Annotated in this window: 15 protein-coding genes and 3 tRNA genes; 15 read left to right on the forward strand and 3 right to left on the reverse strand. The window is 57.1% G+C overall.

The features are described from left to right. Positions 1–46: 46 nt before the first annotated feature. The 11 genes from H2O65_RS00640 (at position 47) to H2O65_RS00690 (ending at position 11,620) form a co-directional block, all read left to right on the forward strand. Complete coding sequence (locus tag H2O65_RS00640; protein ID WP_182141711.1) at positions 47–1,408, forward strand: AGE family epimerase/isomerase; 1,362 nt, start codon at positions 47–49, stop codon at positions 1,406–1,408. 130 nt (positions 1,409–1,538) lie between these two features. Further along, positions 1,539–1,628 (forward strand) — tRNA-Ser (locus H2O65_RS00645). Positions 1,629–2,273: 645 nt separating this feature from the next. After that, positions 2,274–3,785 (forward strand): sugar ABC transporter ATP-binding protein, encoded by a 1,512-nt coding sequence (locus tag H2O65_RS00650; protein ID WP_182141712.1) that lies wholly within the window; start codon positions 2,274–2,276, stop codon positions 3,783–3,785. Continuing rightward, complete coding sequence (locus H2O65_RS00655) at positions 3,782–4,870, forward strand: ABC transporter permease (RefSeq protein ID WP_182141713.1); 1,089 nt, start codon at positions 3,782–3,784, stop codon at positions 4,868–4,870. Before H2O65_RS00650 ends, H2O65_RS00655 begins: the two co-directional genes overlap by 4 nt. Further along, a complete protein-coding gene (locus tag H2O65_RS00660) occupies positions 4,867–5,901 on the forward strand; it encodes an ABC transporter permease subunit (protein ID WP_182141714.1) in 1,035 nt (344 codons plus the stop codon). Before H2O65_RS00655 ends, H2O65_RS00660 begins: the two co-directional genes overlap by 4 nt. 50 nt (positions 5,902–5,951) lie before the next feature. Beyond that, positions 5,952–7,037 carry an autoinducer 2 ABC transporter substrate-binding protein LsrB gene (lsrB, locus tag H2O65_RS00665; protein WP_182141715.1) on the forward strand — a complete coding sequence of 362 codons (1,086 nt, stop codon included), beginning with the start codon at positions 5,952–5,954 and terminating at the stop codon, positions 7,035–7,037. A 97-nt stretch (positions 7,038–7,134) separates the two neighbouring features. Beyond that, complete coding sequence (locus H2O65_RS00670; protein WP_182141716.1) at positions 7,135–8,127, forward strand: sugar-binding transcriptional regulator; 993 nt, start codon at positions 7,135–7,137, stop codon at positions 8,125–8,127. 58 nt (positions 8,128–8,185) lie between these two features. Then, on the forward strand, positions 8,186–9,742 hold the full coding sequence (gene lsrK / locus H2O65_RS00675) for an autoinducer-2 kinase (RefSeq protein ID WP_182141717.1): 1,557 nt from the start codon (positions 8,186–8,188) through the stop codon (positions 9,740–9,742). A 15-nt stretch (positions 9,743–9,757) separates the two neighbouring features. Beyond that, positions 9,758–10,159: a cupin domain-containing protein gene (locus H2O65_RS00680; RefSeq protein ID WP_182141718.1), complete on the forward strand. Its 402-nt coding sequence runs from the start codon at positions 9,758–9,760 to the stop codon at positions 10,157–10,159. A gap of 8 nt (positions 10,160–10,167) precedes the next feature. Further along, positions 10,168–11,052, forward strand: a complete 885-nt coding sequence (gene lsrF, locus H2O65_RS00685) for a 3-hydroxy-5-phosphonooxypentane-2,4-dione thiolase (RefSeq protein ID WP_182141719.1) — start codon at positions 10,168–10,170, stop codon at positions 11,050–11,052. A gap of 19 nt (positions 11,053–11,071) precedes the next feature. Next, entirely contained in the window at positions 11,072–11,620 is a 549-nt protein-coding gene (locus H2O65_RS00690) for a DJ-1/PfpI family protein (RefSeq protein WP_182141720.1), read from the forward strand. A 67-nt stretch (positions 11,621–11,687) separates the two neighbouring features. Here H2O65_RS00690 and H2O65_RS00695 read toward each other — a convergent pair whose 3' ends face one another. Continuing rightward, on the reverse strand, positions 11,688–12,698 hold the full coding sequence (locus H2O65_RS00695) for a hypothetical protein (RefSeq protein ID WP_182141721.1): 1,011 nt from the start codon (positions 12,696–12,698) through the stop codon (positions 11,688–11,690). A gap of 87 nt (positions 12,699–12,785) precedes the next feature. Here H2O65_RS00695 and H2O65_RS00700 point away from each other — a divergent pair. Next, positions 12,786–12,877, forward strand: a tRNA-Ser gene (locus H2O65_RS00700). Positions 12,878–12,923: 46 nt separating this feature from the next. Here H2O65_RS00700 and H2O65_RS00705 read toward each other — a convergent pair. Continuing rightward, positions 12,924–13,760: an HAD family hydrolase gene (locus H2O65_RS00705; RefSeq protein WP_182141722.1), complete on the reverse strand. Its 837-nt coding sequence runs from the start codon at positions 13,758–13,760 to the stop codon at positions 12,924–12,926. Positions 13,761–13,926: 166 nt separating this feature from the next. On the opposite strand from H2O65_RS00705, the gene H2O65_RS00710 reads away from it, so the two are divergent. After that, positions 13,927–13,999: transfer RNA gene (locus H2O65_RS00710), tRNA-Arg, on the forward strand. A gap of 50 nt (positions 14,000–14,049) precedes the next feature. On the opposite strand, the gene H2O65_RS00715 is transcribed toward H2O65_RS00710, so the two are convergent. Further along, positions 14,050–14,637 (reverse strand): TetR/AcrR family transcriptional regulator C-terminal domain-containing protein, encoded by a 588-nt coding sequence (locus tag H2O65_RS00715; protein WP_182141723.1) that lies wholly within the window; start codon positions 14,635–14,637, stop codon positions 14,050–14,052. A gap of 224 nt (positions 14,638–14,861) precedes the next feature. On the opposite strand from H2O65_RS00715, the gene H2O65_RS00720 reads away from it, so the two are divergent. Next, positions 14,862–15,845, forward strand: coding sequence for a DUF5692 family protein (locus tag H2O65_RS00720; protein ID WP_182141724.1), 984 nt, complete (start codon positions 14,862–14,864; stop codon positions 15,843–15,845). A 292-nt stretch (positions 15,846–16,137) separates the two neighbouring features. Then, positions 16,138–17,535, forward strand: coding sequence for an ABC transporter substrate-binding protein (locus tag H2O65_RS00725; RefSeq protein WP_182141725.1), 1,398 nt, complete (start codon positions 16,138–16,140; stop codon positions 17,533–17,535). Positions 17,536–17,571: the final 36 nt, after the last annotated feature.

Raw genomic sequence — 17,571 nt, forward strand, 5'->3', positions numbered from 1 at the left:
GGCGCCCTAGGCGCTGCCTCGTTCTATGTAGCCAAAGGTGGAAAACATGGGTTGGTTAGAGTCGGTTGAGCACAATCGGTGGCTTTCCAGACAACTCCAGGATCTCTTGGAAAGAGGGCGCGCAGCATGGGCGCCGACTGGATTTGGGTACTTCCGACCCGATGGGCACCTCGACCTCGACAAACCTATTGATCTTGCCATTACTGCGCGAATGACCTTCGCTTTTTCGCTGGGTGTCCTGATGGGAATCCCAGGGTGTCGTCGCTATGCTGACCACGGGGTACGCTGCCTGCAAACATACTTCCGCGACCGTGAGTATGGCGGGTGGTTTACCGCCATCGACCACGATCCGAACGAGGACGGACACGGTGTTCCCTGGGCTGACGCCGGTGACTCTAAGTGGCAGTATGCTCACGCGTTTCTGATTCTCGCGGCAGCAACAGCCACGAATGCCAACCGACCCGGGGCCCACGAGCTGCTGCAGGACGCCCTCGCCGACCAAATGCTCCACTGGTATGACGAAGAAAACGGGCTGGTAGCAGACCGTTACAGTCGGGATTGGTTAGTTTGTGAACCGTACCGGGGCATGAACTCTCTCATGCATACGGTGGAGGCGTACTTGGCTGCGTCCGAGGCCGTACAGGATATTGAGTGGATTCAACGCGCTGAGAGAATGTTGGGCTTCGCTTATCGGGAAGCCAGTCATTACTCGTGGCGCGTCCCGGAACATCACGACGCCGACTGGCGGCCTCTCCTTGACTTCAACAAGGATGATCCAAATGTGCCGCACTACCCTTACGGGTTCGTAATTGGTCACGGGATGGAGCTGGCGCGGCTCGGTGTGCAACTGCGCGGGGCGTTGCGAGAAGAGGGATTGAAAGAGCCAGCCTACTTGGGTCAGGGCTCAATCGAACTGTTTGAGCGTGCGCGTAAGGACGGTTGGCGACGCAATGGCAAACCGGGATTTGTGCACACGACAGATTTTGAGGGAAACCCGGTTCTTACCGAACGTTTGCAGTGGGTCCTTTGTGAGGGGATCTGCGCAACGGTGGCACTGCGGCGGGCAACACTGGATGACGGGGGCCATGCGGGGCACGTTGAAGCCTATGAGCACTCCTACCACTCGTGGATTGACTACCTCAATGACTACATGATGTTGGAGCCGGGTGTGATCGCGCGTGCCCTCAATGAGGACAACGAGCCGATGGAGGGCACGATTTCAGCCCGCCCAGACATTTATCACACGATCCAGGCCTTCTTGATTGGCCGTGTTCCGATGTGGCCGCCGCTTGGGGCTGCGCTGTCGCGTGGGCTCCTAGACCATCCCGAGGGGGCACCGCGGCGCCCGCAGAACAGGCGTGGCAAGGGCGGACGTGGGCAGAGGTCAATCTTCTCTTGGGGGGAGTAGGGTTCGAATCCCTTACTCTCCGCCAGTTCGACCCCGGCGGGCCCGCATCTCCGCCCCGGCGGGCTCTACGTTGCATCCCGGCGGGCTCTCAGTTTTCACTTCTGGGCCCACCTAGTTACAATGAAGCGCTGGAGAGTTGACCGAGTGGCCGAAGGTGTTGGTCTTGAAAACCAATGTGTCAGCAATGGCACCAAGGGTTCGAATCCCTTACTCTCCGCCACTAGTGGTAAGGAGAACCCCGGAACTGTTGAAGTTCCGGGGTTTTTTTGCTCCCACCGCCCGCGATCCTGCTCTCCTGCCGCGCCCAAGTCGCACATGGAGTCGTGTGCAACGGCCAAATCCAAGAGCGCCGCAGGCGAGGGCCATCTAGGGCAAGACGGTAACGGTGCGAGTTATGCCGTACGGAGCGAGTTTGGTTCAGTTTCTCTTTAAATTACGGCGTTATGTTGACCAAACCCGCTCCGTAAGGCGTAACCCGCACCGTTATGACGCGGGGTAGCGCCGGCGCCAACCTCAACAAGCAAACAGTTGCCTGCCGACTCCAAACAGTCGGTCAGCCAGCATCCGGGACTCTGCCGTGCTGCTGCCACGCTCTAGTCGTCGCTATTTCGCGAGATCGCTTAACTCCGCTAGATAACATCGTTATTGCGCCGAAACTGGCGGAGTTAAGCGATCTCGCGGGGCGTAGCGGGGCGCCCCCGGATCGCCGAACACCGCAGGTGGCAGCCGTTGGTAACAAGACGGTAACGAAGCTGCACGAAGCCGCTTCGGCCTTGACGGACGGTTATCAACTGTCCATACTGAACGTATGCGCAAAGCCTGCGCATACGTTCACGAAGCGGTGGATGGTGAAAGGAAAGCCTTCATGCTTGACAGTGTTGACCAACATGAAGAGACAGAATACTTGGCATCTGTCTCAGACGTTTGGAAGTCATATGGCGGAATACCCGTCCTCAAGGGTGTGTCACTAAACCTGCGTGCCGGTGAAATCCACGCCCTGGCCGGTGGCAACGGTGCCGGCAAATCGACGCTAATGAAGGTCCTAACCGGAGTGGTGACTCCAGACTCAGGTTCTGTGGTTATCAACGGAAAAGAGCTTAGGCGTCTTTCCCCTCGGTCGGCTCACGAGAACGGCATCTACATGGTTCCCCAGGAACCGAAGCTGTTTCCGAGCCTCTCTGTCAAAGAGAACATTTCGCTATCGCTTACCGGCCTCAATGTGCCAACCAGTCGAATTCGCGAGGTTGTGAAGTCGCTTGCACCCCACATCAACCTCAATGCCCCCGCTGGTGACCTGTCTATTTCTGACCAGCAGCTAGTTGAGATTGTTCGCGGAATGCTCAGGGATGCCAGAGTGCTGATCGTTGATGAACCAACATCTTCCCTGACTGCTCGAGAGGTTGATTCGCTGTTCGAGCGTCTTCGCGCTCTTGCCGCCGACGGGGTTGGCATCTTCTACATCACGCATCGGATGAACGAGATCTTTGATCTATGTAACTGCGTCACCGTCTTGCGCGATGGGAACATGGTCTTCAACTCCCGGGTCTCAGATACTTCTGTGGCCGAAGTTGTGCAGGAAATGGTCCCTAATGCCGTACAGGTTGCTGCACGTACAAAGGGGGACAAGTCCTTTGAGGTCGAGGTCCCCACGCTGAAAGTAGACAAGCTAACCGGCCAGGGATTCAACGACATCTCGTTTGAGGTCTACCCGGGTGAGATCGTCGGAATCGCGGGAGTTGTGGGTTCGGGAAGGACCGAGCTCGTCGAAACGGTCTACGGGATTCGCGATGGTAGCGGCAAGGTCCTGCTTGACGGTGTCGACTACTCGCATCGGTCTCCGGCGGCCTCAACAGGCATTGGAATCGCCTATGTTCCCGAGGATCGTCATGCCAACGGCGTGTTTCTTCTGGGGGACATCGTCCATAACACGACCTCGACTATCTTGGGTAGCATCAGCGCGAGCGGTTTCATCAAGTCCAAACTCGAACAGGACAAAGTCAAAGATCTCACACAGCGCCTCGCCCTGCAGCAAGGATCCCTCTCCCGCGCAGTCGGCAAGCTGTCCGGTGGTAACCAGCAGAAGGTTTCTTTGGCCAAGGCACTGGCATCGGCGCCCAAGACCGTGATCCTTGATGAGCCGTCCCGCGGAGTCGATGTCGGAGCCCGCGCAGACCTTTACGTACTCATCAACGAACTGGCGTCCTCGGGCACCGCGGTACTCGTTATTTCCTCAGATTTTGAGGAAATCGTCGAGGTCGCGGACAGGATCCTTGTGATGCGCGACGGTGAACTTAAGGAAGAGCTAACCGGAGACAGAATCTGTCTTGAGACTGTCCGCGACTGCTGCTTCGACGTAACCAACGGAGGACAGAAATGAAAGAGCTTTTGAAGCGGCGTGAGATCCTCACAATTTCCGGAGTTCTACTTCTCCTGGTTGTCGTAGCCCTCTTTGACACCGCCTTTATCAGCCCACACAACCTCTCCCGCACGGCAAACTCCGCCGTCATCCTGATTCTCTTGGCCGCAGGTGTGACACCTGTGATCATCACCAAGAACATCGATGTCTCTGTTGGGGCAACCCTTGCCCTCTCGGGGATCCTCGGGGCAAAGCTCTTGGTTGCAGGTACCAACATGTGGCTCGTGATCCTCTTCATTGCAGTGTTGGGTGGCGTCCTCGGAGCGATCAACGGTGCAATTGTCACCTATGGGCATGTCCCATCAATCGTCGCGACGCTAGGAACGATGTCGGTGTACAGGGGCGTCTCCTTCCTAATCACAGGGGGATACTCGATTGAGAACATTCCTCGCTCGTTCTCGAGACTAGGTTCGCTGTCACTCGCAGGAATTCCCGCCCTCGTAATAGCCGCAATACTCCTTGTCATCCTTCTTGCGGTTTTCTTGGGCCGAACTCGATGGGGACGGTACATCTACGCGACTGGCGGTAACGAAGAGGGCGCTCGACTAATCGGCATTCGCACAGACCTCATGACGGTTCTTGCCTTCTCAATCTCCGGTCTGTTTGCAGGTCTCGCAGCCGTTGTTTTCATCGCCCAGATCGGGTCTATCTCAAATCAGGCTGGGGTCGGCATGGAGATGAGTGCCATTGCTGCCGCGGTAATCGGCGGTGTGGCCCTGACCGGTGGTGTGGGAACCGTGATTGGGTCCTTGTTCGGTGGGCTGTTCATAACCGCTGCGACCTCGGCCATGCAGTTCATGGGTGTTCCTGGATTCTGGTCCAGCGCAGTCATTGGTGCGGTCCTGCTAATCGCGCTGTTTGCGGATGCGATTGTTCGGCGCCGCATGGATCAGCGCCGGATTGCTGAACGATACCGCCGAGACTTTGACCGCACGGATCAAGGTGGTCCCCCAGCGGTTGCGGATTTGGGTCAGGGTTCTGAGGCGCTGAACCAACCCACCGATAAGCCAGAGATGTTGTCAGCAAGTGTTGGAGGAACCCGATGAGATTCTTGAAGTCGCTACCCAAATGGGAGACATCCCTAGCGTTGGTGATCATCGTTGAAATCCTGATCTTCGGGGCAATTAACCCGAGGTTCCTTGACCCGATTCGACTGCTCTCATCATCATCAGACTTTGTCGCGGCGGGCATGCTAGCTCTGCCGTTGGCGATGATCATGCTGTCGGGCGGCATCGATATTTCATTTGGATCGATTGTCTCGCTCGGAGCAATCACCACGGGTGTCGCGTACCTTCTCAGCGGTTCGATGGTGGTCGGAATGGTGGCTGGTCTCATTGCGGGTCTGGTTGCGGGCCTGATCAACGGGGGGCTCATCGTCTATACCGGGGCAGCGCCGATGGTGATCACACTGGGTACTCAATTTCTCTTTGCTGGACTTGCCCTCGGGGTTTCCGGTCTGGGTGGAGTCTCCGCATTTGAAGGGATCTCAAACCTCCCAGACTGGTTCAACGAAATCGGTATCGGGAAGTTGATCCCCGCGGTGCCCAACATGCTGGTGATCTTCTTGGTGTTGGCGGGGATTTTTTGGGTCCTCATCTCCAAGACAACGTTTGGTCGCCAGGTTCGCCTCTTGGGAATGAATCCCAACGCGGCTAAGTATGCAGGACTCAACATCACCAAGATCAACATGTTGATGTACTCAATCATGGGCGTTACTGCCGGCTTGGTGGGCATCCTGCTTACCTCCTACTTCGGCTCCTCACGACCGGACGTTGGAGTCACACTCCTCATGCCCGCCCTCACATTGGTGGTTATCGGTGGTGTGTCCATGTTCGGTGGGGAGGGAAGTGTCCTGGGCGTGGTGCTCGCAACCTTCGTAATCGGCTACCTGCAGCAGGGGCTCCGATTTGCTGGTTTGACTGAGCATCAAGTCGGCGTGATCGTCGGCACCGTCCTTATTGTCGTCGCGTCGCTTCGCTGGTGGGCTGTCCGAGGGTCGGAGTCCTTTGCGAACCGTAAGGGACAACGGCGTGAACAGCGTGCTCAGAAAAAACTGGCCGCAAGTACTACCTCATAGAAACAAAAACAGCGGGTCAGGATGTCTGATCCTCAACGAAAGGAAAGAGAATGAAACGTATCGCATTGGCGAGTTTCAGTGTCTTGGCTTCCCTAGCAGTTCTGGCCGGATGTTCATCCGGCGGTGGGGCCGAAACAGCACCGGAAAGCGGGACTGCAGGGGAATCTGGGGCTGCAGAAGGCTCTGGCGCCCAGGTCGCCTTCATTCCTAAACTGACAGGTGTTGGCTTCTTCGAGGCCGGTGGCGAAGGTGCCGTGGCCGAGGGCGAACGTCTGGGTCTTGACGTCAAGTATGTTGGATCTCCGGAAGCGTCCGTTGCAGCGCAAACAGAAATCATTAACAACTACCTGGGCCAGGGCTTCCAGAGTCTGATCGTTTCATCAACGTCCCCCGATGGGCTCTGCACTCCACTCAAGCGAGCCATGGATGATGGCAACGTTGTGCTCACATGGGACTCGGATACCAATCCGGAGTGCCGCCAGTTCTACATCTCGCAGGGCACCCCCCAGCAGATGGGTGAACTGCTGGTCAGTATGGTTACCGACCAGATGCCTGCTGATGAGCCCGCAGAAGTAGCCTTCCACTACTCATCACCGACGGTTACCGACCAGAACCAGTGGACCGAAGTTGCCAAGTCAGTGATCGCAGAGGACACGAGCTGGGACATCGTAGACACCATCTACTCGGAGAACCAGACGGATCTTGCAGTGCAGCAGGCCGAAGCACTGATCAACGCAAACCCGAACTTGAAGGCGATTCTTTGCCCTGATGCCAATGCTCTTCCGGGTACCGCTAAGGCCGTTGAAAACCTGGGGAAGACGGGTGAGATTATCGTTGTCGGCTTCTCGACCCCGAACGCAATGCGCGACTATGTTGACAGCGGTGTCGTCAACCAGTTCGCACTGTGGGACGTGAAGATGCAGGGCGCAATCTCCGTATTTGTTGCCAACGAACTGCTGAACGGTGCTGACCTGAAGGTAGGCGACAAGATCGACTACGAAGGTACTGAGCTGGAGATTCAGAACAACTCTGTCCAGGGCTACGACGAGTCCACGAACAACGAGAAGTCGGGCATCATCGTGCTTCCCGAGCGTGTTGTCTTCACAAAGGACAACATCGCCAACTACGACTTCTAAGCAAAGTTCATCGCGCGACAACGCGCTGAATAGGTGATCATCGAGTTGGGGGCCGACCCCGGCCCCCAACTCATTCAAAGAAAAGGCAGAAGGCGAAATGGGAACACCCGCGTCGAGTCGTAGGACATCAGCAGTCAATGAGGAAGACCTCTTGGACGTTTCTTGGTGGTACTACGTTGACGGGCTTACCCAGGACCAGATTGCCGAGAGACTCTCCGTTTCACGGGCATCAGTCGCGAGGATGATCGACAAGGCACGTCTGGCTGGAATCGTCCAGTTCCGAATTGCCCCCAAGTTCCTTGCCAACTATGAGTCTGCACAGAACATCAAGCAAGCGTTCGGACTCAGAGACATCATGGTGGTTCCGGATATGGCATCCGAAGGCCAGTCAATGGTGGATGAAAATACCAGGTTGGGAACACTTGCTGCAAACGTCCTTCTGTCTGAGCTAAGAGATGGCGGCACGCTCGGGCTTGGGTGGGGGCAGGCTGTCTCTACAGTTATGTCCATCCTTGACGACGAAGAACTTGAGGGCATTGATCTAGTCTCCTTGACGGGCGGAGTAAACGCCTATGCCAACGCGATTCGGCAGGTGCGCTCCAGGGGTGGAAACAACTCTCAATCAAACATCATTCCCACTCCCCTCTACGTATCCAACCCGGAACTTGCGTCGCAGCTGCGTAAGGAAGAAACGGTGAAGGGTGCGTTGGAGAATGCTCGCAAGGTTGATGTGGCACTGACTGGGATCGGTGGCATCGGGCTGGAATCCTCACTGTGGCGTAGTGGCACCTCCTCGGAAGAGGACCTCCAGGAAGTACGCGAGTCCGGAGCTGTGGGTGACCTCCTCGCCGTCTTCTTCGACAAGGACGGCTCCCCGGTTCCACTGTCAAGGGATGCGTGTCGTATCGGCATCGGGATGGACGCCCTCGAACAGATTCCAGTTGTTGTGGCAGTGGCAGCGGGACGCGCCAAGCATGAGGCGATACTGGCTGCTCTCAAGACCAAGTGCATCGACGTGTTGGTGACAGATACGGCAACGGTTGATTACCTCAGGGACGCGATTGGCCCACAGGTTTTGGCCGGATCCTAATCCAGCGCTCACTAAATGTAGAAATGCTCATTTTCAAACTATTCCTAGAGAGGTAAATATGTACTCGATGGCCATTGATGCCGGGACAGGCTCGGTTCGTGCGGTAATCTTCGACCTCGAAGGAAACGAGCTGGCGGCATATTCAAAGGACTGGGACCACGTTCCCGTCGAGGGCGTGCCGGGGTCAATGGACTTTGACACCGCGGGCGGATACCTCGCGATTCTTGAGGTTGCTGAAGGAGCGCTGGCTGAATCCGCCATCGACCGCAGCAAACTTGTGGGAGTTTCCGCAACGTCAATGCGTGAAGCGATTGTCTGTCTCGACTCAGCGGGTCGTGAAGTGTGGGCTTGCGCCAACGTTGACGCACGTGCCACGAGAGAGGTGCGAGCCCTCCGCGAAGAGGAGGGGCTGGAAAGGCGCATCTACGAAATCTCTGGACAGACCCTTGCACTGGCCGCCCAACCGCGGCTGCTGTGGCTGAAACGAAACATGCCCGCTGTTTACGCAGAGGTCACTACGGTCCTCATGCTTTCAGAATGGGTGCTCTACAAGCTAAGCGGTGAATACGCTTGCGAGCCGTCGAATGCTTCCACTTCGGGGCTCCTGAATCTCGCTACGCGTCAGCCGGATGACCTGCTTCTGACAATGTGCGACCTCAAGCCGAGCCTGCTGCCAAAAGCAAGAGAGTCCGGCACTCGAATCGGTAGTGTTCGCCCGGAGATTGCGGAGAAGTTGGGTATCGAACCTGATGTGGCAGTTTCCCTCGGCGGCGGAGACACGCAGATGGCTGCTTTGGGAGCAGCCGTGGTTGATGCAGGTCAGGGCCTGATCGTCGGAGGGACGTTCTGGCAGGAGGCCGTGAATATTCCTGCCCCTACAACCGACCCGGAAATGCGCGTCCGCATCAACTGCGCCGCAGAGCCCGGGATGTGGTGGGCAGAGGCAATCGCTTTCCACGTGGGGACTTCGTTGCGCTGGTTCCGTGACACTTTCGCTGGCCTGGAAGCGGTCGAGGCCGCGCGGGCCGGTGTGGACACGTTCCAACTGCTCGATGAGCGAGCCGCTCGAGTGCCGATCGGATCGTACGATATCGTTCCCATTTTCTCAGACACCATGAACTACAAGGCGTGGAGACATGCTGCGCCCTCGTTCTTGAACCTTCCAATCCACCGCAGTGGAGACGAGGTGCGGGCCGGGATGTACCGGGCCCTTCTGGAGAACGCCGCAATAGTCTCTTCCCTCAACATGGAGATGGTTGCCGAGTTCTCGGGAGTAACTCTTGACTCGATCGTCCTTGCTGGCGGTGGCGCCAAGTCACCCGTTTGGGCGCAGATTGTTGCGGATGTCTCCGATCTGCGAGTGGATGTCCCAGTCGTGAAAGAGACGACTGCAGCCGGCGCAGCGCTGTGTGCGTTCGTGGGAGCAAGAGCCTTCGCCTCGGTACGGGAGGCGGCGCGTGCGTGGAGTCGCATCGACTACCAAGCCCTGCCAAACAAAAGCAATCATGAGCAGTACAAAGACGTGACAGAGCGCTGGCAGAAGGCCTATGCGCCACAACTGGTCCTGGCTGACAACGGAACCACGGAGTCTCTGTGGCGCGCACCGGGCACATAAAACGAAAGGAACACAATGGAACACTGCACTTTTGATGAGGCGGAGTTTCGATTCGGGGAGTATGGCCCAGGCTATTTGATGCGTGGTCCTCGCACAGATGTGGGGATCGTCCGACTCACCCCGGGCACCGAGGCTGGCAATCACTACCACGCGCAGATCGAGGAGACGTTCTACGTCCTCAAAGGAACTGCAACGATGTGGCTGGATTGTAGGGAGAGCTTCGAACTTAAGCCCGGTGACGTCTACAGGGCAGACCCCGGGGAGATGCACTACTTCATCAACAACTCTGAAGAGGTATTTGAAGCCATCTTCATCAAGGCGCCTTACAGCCCCTCTGACGTAATCCCGGTCCCGTGGACCGTGGGTGAGGAGCTTCCGCCACTTATCAACCAAGACGGAATCAAGAAGAAGGATTAGAAAGAATAATGGCTGATCTCGAAGGTAACATCGACGCGAAGAACTTCAACACCGACGTTCCCGCATCTGAATTTGGATTCTACGTAAAAGGTGCAGGAAACCTGGATTACGGCATGAAGCGCCGTCTCTCCAGGATCTTCCGCCCGGACGGTCGCACCGTAATGCTCGCATTTGACCACGGGTACTTCCAGGGCCCGACGCGGGGCTTGGAGCGTCTGGATCTCAATATCGCCCCCTTGGCGAAGTATGCTGACGCTCTGATGGGAACACGCGGAGCTTTCCGCACCAGCTTCCCGGCAGACGGCACACAGTCACTGGTTGTCCGTGCTTCCGGCGGCCCCTCAATTCTCAAGGATCTTTCGGATGAACGGATCGCCATGGACATGCAGGATGCCGCGCGCATCGATGCATCCGCGGTGGCGATCCAGGTTTTCGTTGGAGGAGAGAAGGAGACGCAGTCGGTTCACAACATGACCCAGATGGTCGATGCTGGCCTGAACTACGGCATTCCCGTCCTCGGCGTCACGGCTGTTGGTCGTGACTTGGTACGGAACTCGCGTTACCTTGGTCTTGCCACTCGCATCATTGCTGAGTTGGGTGCGCAGATGGTGAAGACGTACTACTGCGAAGAAGACTTTGAGGACGTTGTTTCCGGCTGCCCTGTGCCGATCATCGTTGCCGGAGGGAAGAAGCTGGAAGCAAAGGACGCCCTCGACATGGCTTCTAAGTCAGTGGCGGCTGGAGCTGCCGGACTAGACATGGGCAGGAACATTTTCCAGAGGGTCAGTCCTGCCGCAATGATTCAGGCGGTTGGCGCAATCGTGCACGACGGCGCGACAACGGATGCCGCCTACGAGATGTACCTGGACCTGTCCGGTGGAGCAAACGACTGAGAATAAGGTACGGGTTCACGTGAAAAAGATTCTGTTGATCACAGGTGATGGTGGCGAGGAGCTGGAAGTCTACTATCCCTTAGAACGCATGCGCGAAGAGGGCATTCAGGTCGTCGTGGCATCGACACGGCCGAAGAGATTGGCGCTCAAAGTTCATGAGGTAGTTAATGGGGAAGACACCTATTCGGAGAGCCCGGGGAGGAGCATCCAGGCCACGCTTGGGTTCGAGGACGTGGACGTCTCTGACTACGTAGGCGTCATCATTCCCGGGGGGCGCGCCCCCGAGTACTTGCGGCGCAATCCTCAGGTCATCAGGATTGTTCAAGAGGCTCACGAGGACGGATTACCTATCGCAGCCGTGTGCCATGGGCCGATGATCCTGGCTGAGGCTGGTCTTCTAAGGAACCGCAGCTGCACCGCGGTGGAAGACATTATCCCCGAGGTCGAGGGAGCAGGTGGGCAGTGGGTCGCTGACAGAGTAGCCAGTGATGGTCAGATCGTGACGGCCCAAACGTGGGAAGACTGTGGTCCCTGGATGGCAGAGTATGTTTCCCTGCTGAGAAAGTAGTAGGGGTAGAGACCAGTGGGGGCGAGTTTGAAGAAAGCTCGCTCCCACTGATTCAATTCAGTAGGCCTTACGTTATGGGGCGGCGCCTTGACCCCCACAGGTACGTAATCAGCGCGACAACAAGGGCAAGAACCGAGACTATCAGCGCTATGCCAGCGACTTGTTGAAGGGACGCGATGAGGGGCGCGGTCAGCATTCCCCAAACCTGCTCGGATAGTGCCACCGCGTTCTGATCGGTAAGAACTCGAATGTGTTCGAGGCCGAATGCCGGTAGTTTCCACCACACGAACGCCGTGGTGACAAAGGCCATCAGCCCCGAGACCCCCACTATGAGCAGCCTCCGCGGTGCGAGCCCCACGGCGAGCACCAAAGAGGCGATTGCTACGGCCAAAATCCACACGTCTGCATTCTCTGCCAGTGCGTAGTACCTCTGCAGGGTAGGCAAGTCGGCGAGCTCCACGATCGGCACTTCAGCCTCGATTTGAGGGATTAGTCTTGCCCACCATTGGCCCTGGTCTGTGAGTGTCTGCTTGAGGACTTCGGCGAGGGGACCGATCTGAATTGTGAGGACAGCCTCGCCGGACTCCCCAAGGGCTGGTGGAACAGCCCCGGAAAGTGTGCCGACAAGTTCGCTGTGCACTTCTCGTAGCCCCGTTTTCCACAGTGGTGGAAAGAGGTCAGACTGCAGGAACGTCCTCGTCTGTTCCTCCGTGATGGTGTAAACCTGCTGGTCCAGATTGGTGGTGAACTCTTCTACAGACTGGGAGAGGTTGGTGCCAAAAGGCAGCATGTCCAGGAAGCTCGCGGTCCCGCTGGCCAGCCCCTCCACGGTGGACACCGAGACGCTCTCACTAACCGCGGAAGAGACTTGGTCGGCAGCGCTTTGCGCAATCAGTGTGTGGAACTGCGGGCTTGCCGACAGGGGATGAAGAGTTTCCACAAACTCCGCAGTGTTGAGAACATCGTTCTTCATCCACGAAGCCGCAAGTAGGGCTGGCACGCACATCGCAGCAATGGCCGCGAAAAGAAGAGCTCCCACCCAACGAATGACACTGACCCAAGTCCTTGTTTTCTCCATGCCGCTCCCTTGAAAGTTTGTGAACTACGCACAGATTGGGCCGCCAAGTGGTCCCAGTACAGTGTAAACAAGTATTATGGGATCGCTGGAGACGTCGCATAGCCAGGTCGAGTGCGCCTCCCTGCTAAGGAGGTAGGGGTTCACGCCCCTCGAGGGTTCAAATCCCTCCGTCTCCGCCAGCGTGAAGTCCCGGGTCATCGTTCCGACGGTGGCCCGGGACTCTTGCTATCCGATCAGACCCAGGGTGTGGAAGGCCTTTGCCAGGCCGCCCTCGTCAATGTGGTCGGCAACAAGGTCAGCGCGTTCTTTGAGAACCTGCGCCCCATTTCCCATGGCAACCCCGGTCCCCACGTACTCGATGAGTTCGAGGTCGGGTTCCGCATCCCCGAATGCGATCATTTGCTCCCTGCTGATTCCGCGATGCTGCGCGAGCGCATCGACACCCACTGCCTTGTGGATTCCGATCTGACCGAACTCACCGAACTCCTGCTTCTTCCCGGAGGCAGTCCAAGTGGAGATCCGAGCATCTCCCTCAAACTCGCGTCCAAGGATGTCGAGGTCGACCGGGTGAGACAGTGCAAAGCTGATCTTGTTGACGTCGTCGTGGCCCCGGCCGGTGTCATACACCGCGGCCGCCATGGCTTCCTCCCATAGCTCCCTCATGTTTGGGTTGTCGGTGCCCACTGCGAGGACGGCCATGTCCGTGAGGTTATCCGTGGCAAACAGTCCTGAGTTGCACTCCAAGTAGTATCCCAAGCCCTGCGCGTCCAACCACTCAATCGCGCGCTCAACAACTTCGGGGTCCATCACTTGACGGTGGATTACTTCGCCCTCGTCCTCGACGTAGGCACCATTGCCCAGAATCAAGCCATCAATGCCCAGATCCCAGAGGAACTCGTAGATCTCCGCTTTCGCGCGTCCCGTACACAGGTAGATGCGGTGTCCGTTTGCCCGTGCCTGGGATATGGCATCCGAGGCCGACTGGGGAATTTGCAGGTTGTAGTTGACTACAGTGCCATCAATATCCAGCAGAATCACGCTGGGTTCACGCAGTTCAGTCATGGGGTCTCTCTCAAGTGGGGTAGTGCCTCTTCGATCCTCTCACATTCACCAGCGGCCCTTGCTGACTGCCGAGAGGTGTGGAAAGTGTGATGTGAGAGGCGTCGTGCCCAACAAAGTTGTGTTGGCGCGGGCTGTGTCCCTATACTTTCGGAGGTAACACAACCAAGCGCCTGTGGCTCAATGGATAGAGCATCTGACTACGGATCAGAAGGTTGGGGGTTCGAGTCCCTTCAGGCGCACAGTATCCCCGCCGGTGCGACCCACCGAGCGGGGATTCTTCTATCCCCACTCACTTTGGGACACCGGTGCGAGGCTTCGAGCCGCCCTCGGAAAACCTCTCCAGAGATTGCCGGACGGTTCCGTGGAGTATTTTCTCAATGTTTGCAACCAGGATTCCAGGATCCTCTTTCTGCCTCATCGAAACCCAGCGCAGAAAGTGTCCGAGGACGGTCGCAGCGTAGTGGTCGACAACGAACTGGCGGTCTTCAGGGGTGAGGACGAGGTCGCCCTCCAGCTCAGTGACGATGGCTTCCATCATGTTGCGGAACTGCTCAAGGAAGAATGCGTCCCTCTCCCGGTGCCCCAGGGAGTTCAGAACTGCTTTGGCCTGTTCGAAGTTGTCCTGCAGATACTGGAGAAGTGTCCGGTAGCCTTTAGCCCACTCTGAGTAGGAGGCATGCTCCATGATGTGGTTGGCGACCTCTTGCTCAAACACCCACACTGCGAGGTCGTAAACATCCGCGTAGTGATAGTAAAAGGTTTGCCGAGTTATACCTGCCTGCGCAGTGAGGCCAGAGACAGTTACCTTGTCTAGAGGTGTGGTGCGCAGCTGGTCTTTGAGGGCTGCGGAAAGTAGCTGCCTGGTCGTAGACGCCATTGCCACTCCCGTACTCCCGTTGCTAGCAACCTGTGGGACCCAAGTCCCCAACACTGCTGGCTGCTACCGGGCGGTTCCTGTCATTTTCTTGTAAACACGACACTTGTCGAGTTCTGTCTATACCTTGTGTGCTGGTACAGATTCTAGCCTGTTGAGAGTAAGCGACGGCGAGGCGGCCTGGCGGCAGATGCGCCGTGAACTTCTCAATTGGTAGGAGACCCAACGTGTTCTTGTATGAATCCATCCCTTGGTATTCGTGGGTGATGTGGTTTGTCGTCCTCGGAGCCCTTATTGGGCTCAATGAGGTGACCCGTCGCTGGAAGTGGGGCGGCATCTCATTCTTCATTATCCTTCCCATCATCCTCACCTTGTTTGTCTGGCCGACAACAGCGGGTGGAGATTCGTCAACCGGTACCTGGTTCCATTGGGTCAAGGTTTACTCGGCTCTAGCGGGATGCCTCGGTTTCATGGCGATCCGCTACTTCCCGAAGGTTGCCAAGATCAAGTGGGTGCTGATCTTTCCAGCCGCAATCCTGGCCATCAACATCTTGGAGGCTTGCATCCGTGACTTCCAGGTCGGAGCAATGGGCGCCGACGGCATTGTCGATGGCGTCTACATGCTGTCCGGCCCTTGGAACTGGATGAATGGTGTAGCGGGCCTTATCAACCTGATTACCATTTGTGGTTGGTTCGGCATCTTTGTTTCACGCGACAAGTCAAAGGACATGATTTGGCCAGACATGCTGTGGTTCTGGATCATCGCCTACGACCTGTGGAACTTCGCGTACGTGTACAACTGCGTTGGAGACCATTCGTTCTACGCCGGTGCTGCACTGCTGATTGGATGCACCATCCCTGCGTTCTTCATCAAGAAGGGTGCGTGGCTGCAACACCGCGCTCACACCCTGGCGTTGTGGATGATGTTCACAATGGCGGTGCCGATGTTCGTTACGGACTCCATGTTCGCAGTGAACAGTTCACGCAGCGCAACGGCACTGTTCGTGGTTTCCGCCCTGGCTCTTGCTGCTAATATCGCCGTGCTTGTCTTCCAGATCTACACGATCGCCAAGCGTCGCCTCAACCCGTTGACGGACCAGCTCTACACCTGGCTGCCGCAGTACAAGGCTGTCGTCGCTGCCAACATCAGCCCCGACGCTCAGGACAGCGACGTTCACGAGGAGGTAGTCGAGCTTAAAAAGCTCGTCTGACAGACATAAGTCTCGGCGCCGGTACAAACCCGGTCAACTCGCGAAATGCATACGTGGGGAGCAAGTGTGCTCCTGGGGTCCATACCCCAGGAGAACATCGGTTCCCCACGTATGCATTTCGTCACCATGATCAGTGGCCCCGTCGGCGGGTCTGGACGGCCCGTTGCCAAACCGCAACCTTAGGTTTTACGCAAATGGTTGCGCTCCCACGACAAGTTTGGTTTAGTGTTCCTCAGGTCACGCACAATTCTGAAGGCGATGGCTACCTGTACAACGAGGTAACGGAGGAACAATGAAAGTAACAAGTAAGCGCTTTGCAGGCGTTGCGGGAATCGCGGCAGCGTCAGCGCTGGTGCTCTCCGCGTGTAGTGGCGGCGGCGAAATCGGTGGTGACACCGGTGGAGGAGCCGAGAGTGGGGATGCAGGTGGTGGGACAGCCGCAGAAGGTTGCGAGGATTTTGAGCAGTACGGAAGCTTCCCCGGAACGACCGTGAGCCTGTTCTCGTCAATTCGTGACTCTGAGGCTGACGACCTTCAGGCCACATTCGACAAGTTCACAGAATGCACGGGCATCACAGTTCAGCACAACGGTGTTGGCGAGTTTGAGCAGCAGCTGGTGGTGCAGGTTGAAGGTAACAATGCGCCCGACCTCGCGATCATTCCGCAGCCTGGCCTCCTGAAGCGCATGGTTGCCACCGGCAAGGTGCAGCCCGCCGATGAAGCCACAACTGCCAAAGTTGACGAAGGTTGGTCGCCTGAATGGAAGACGTATGGCACCGTTGACGACACCTTCTACGCTGCACCGATGCTCGCTTCCGTCAAGTCCTTCGTTTGGTACTCCCCGTCTGCATTTGAAGAGCACGGCTACGAGGTTCCTAAGACTCTCGATGAGATGATGGCGCTTACCGAAAAGATTGCTGCTGACACCGCTGGTGATGGCGCAACCAAGCCATGGTGTGCAGGTATTGAATCCGGTGGTGCTACGGGTTGGCCGGCAACTGACTGGATTGAGGACTTCGTCCTCCGCGTCGCAGGGCCGGATGCCTACGACCAGTGGGTTACCAATGAAATTCCATTCAATGCTCCCGAGATTCTCGAATCCACCAATGCTGTTGGTGACTACCTGCTCAACGACGCCTTCGTAAATGGCGGTATTGGTGACTCCCGCTCGATCGCTACGACCTCCTTCAACGATGGTGGCCTGCCGATCCTCGACAACCAGTGCTACATGTACCGCATGGCTTCCTTCTACGAAGCACAGTGGCCAGAAGGCACAACAGTTGCCCCCGACGGTGACGTGTTTGCCTTCTACCTACCTGCTGAGACCGAGGATGAAGCTCCTCTTCTGGTAGCCGGTGAGTTCGTGGCTCGCTTTGCTGACACCCCGGAAGCCGCAGCAGTCCAGGACTTCATGGCCTCTGGAACGTTTGCCAACACCCGTGTTGAACTGGGTGGCGTGACTTCTGCAAACAAGTTCGTTGACCCGGCTTTGGCGTCCTCGGATATCCTGCGTCTCGCAATCGAACTGCTGCAGGATCCGAACTCAGTTGCTCGCTTCGACGGTTCTGACATGATGCCTTCTGAGGTTGGTGCGGGTTCATTCTGGACCGGTACGACACAGTGGATTGACGGTCAGATCGATGCGGAAACGATGCTAACCAACATCCAGGATTCCTGGCCCAAGGGCTGATCTAGCGACAGTCTTGGTGAAGATAGCGCGGGGTCC

Origin of the sequence: Schaalia sp. JY-X169, assembly GCF_014069575.1 — a bacterium.
Taxonomy (GTDB): domain Bacteria; phylum Actinomycetota; class Actinomycetes; order Actinomycetales; family Actinomycetaceae; genus Scrofimicrobium.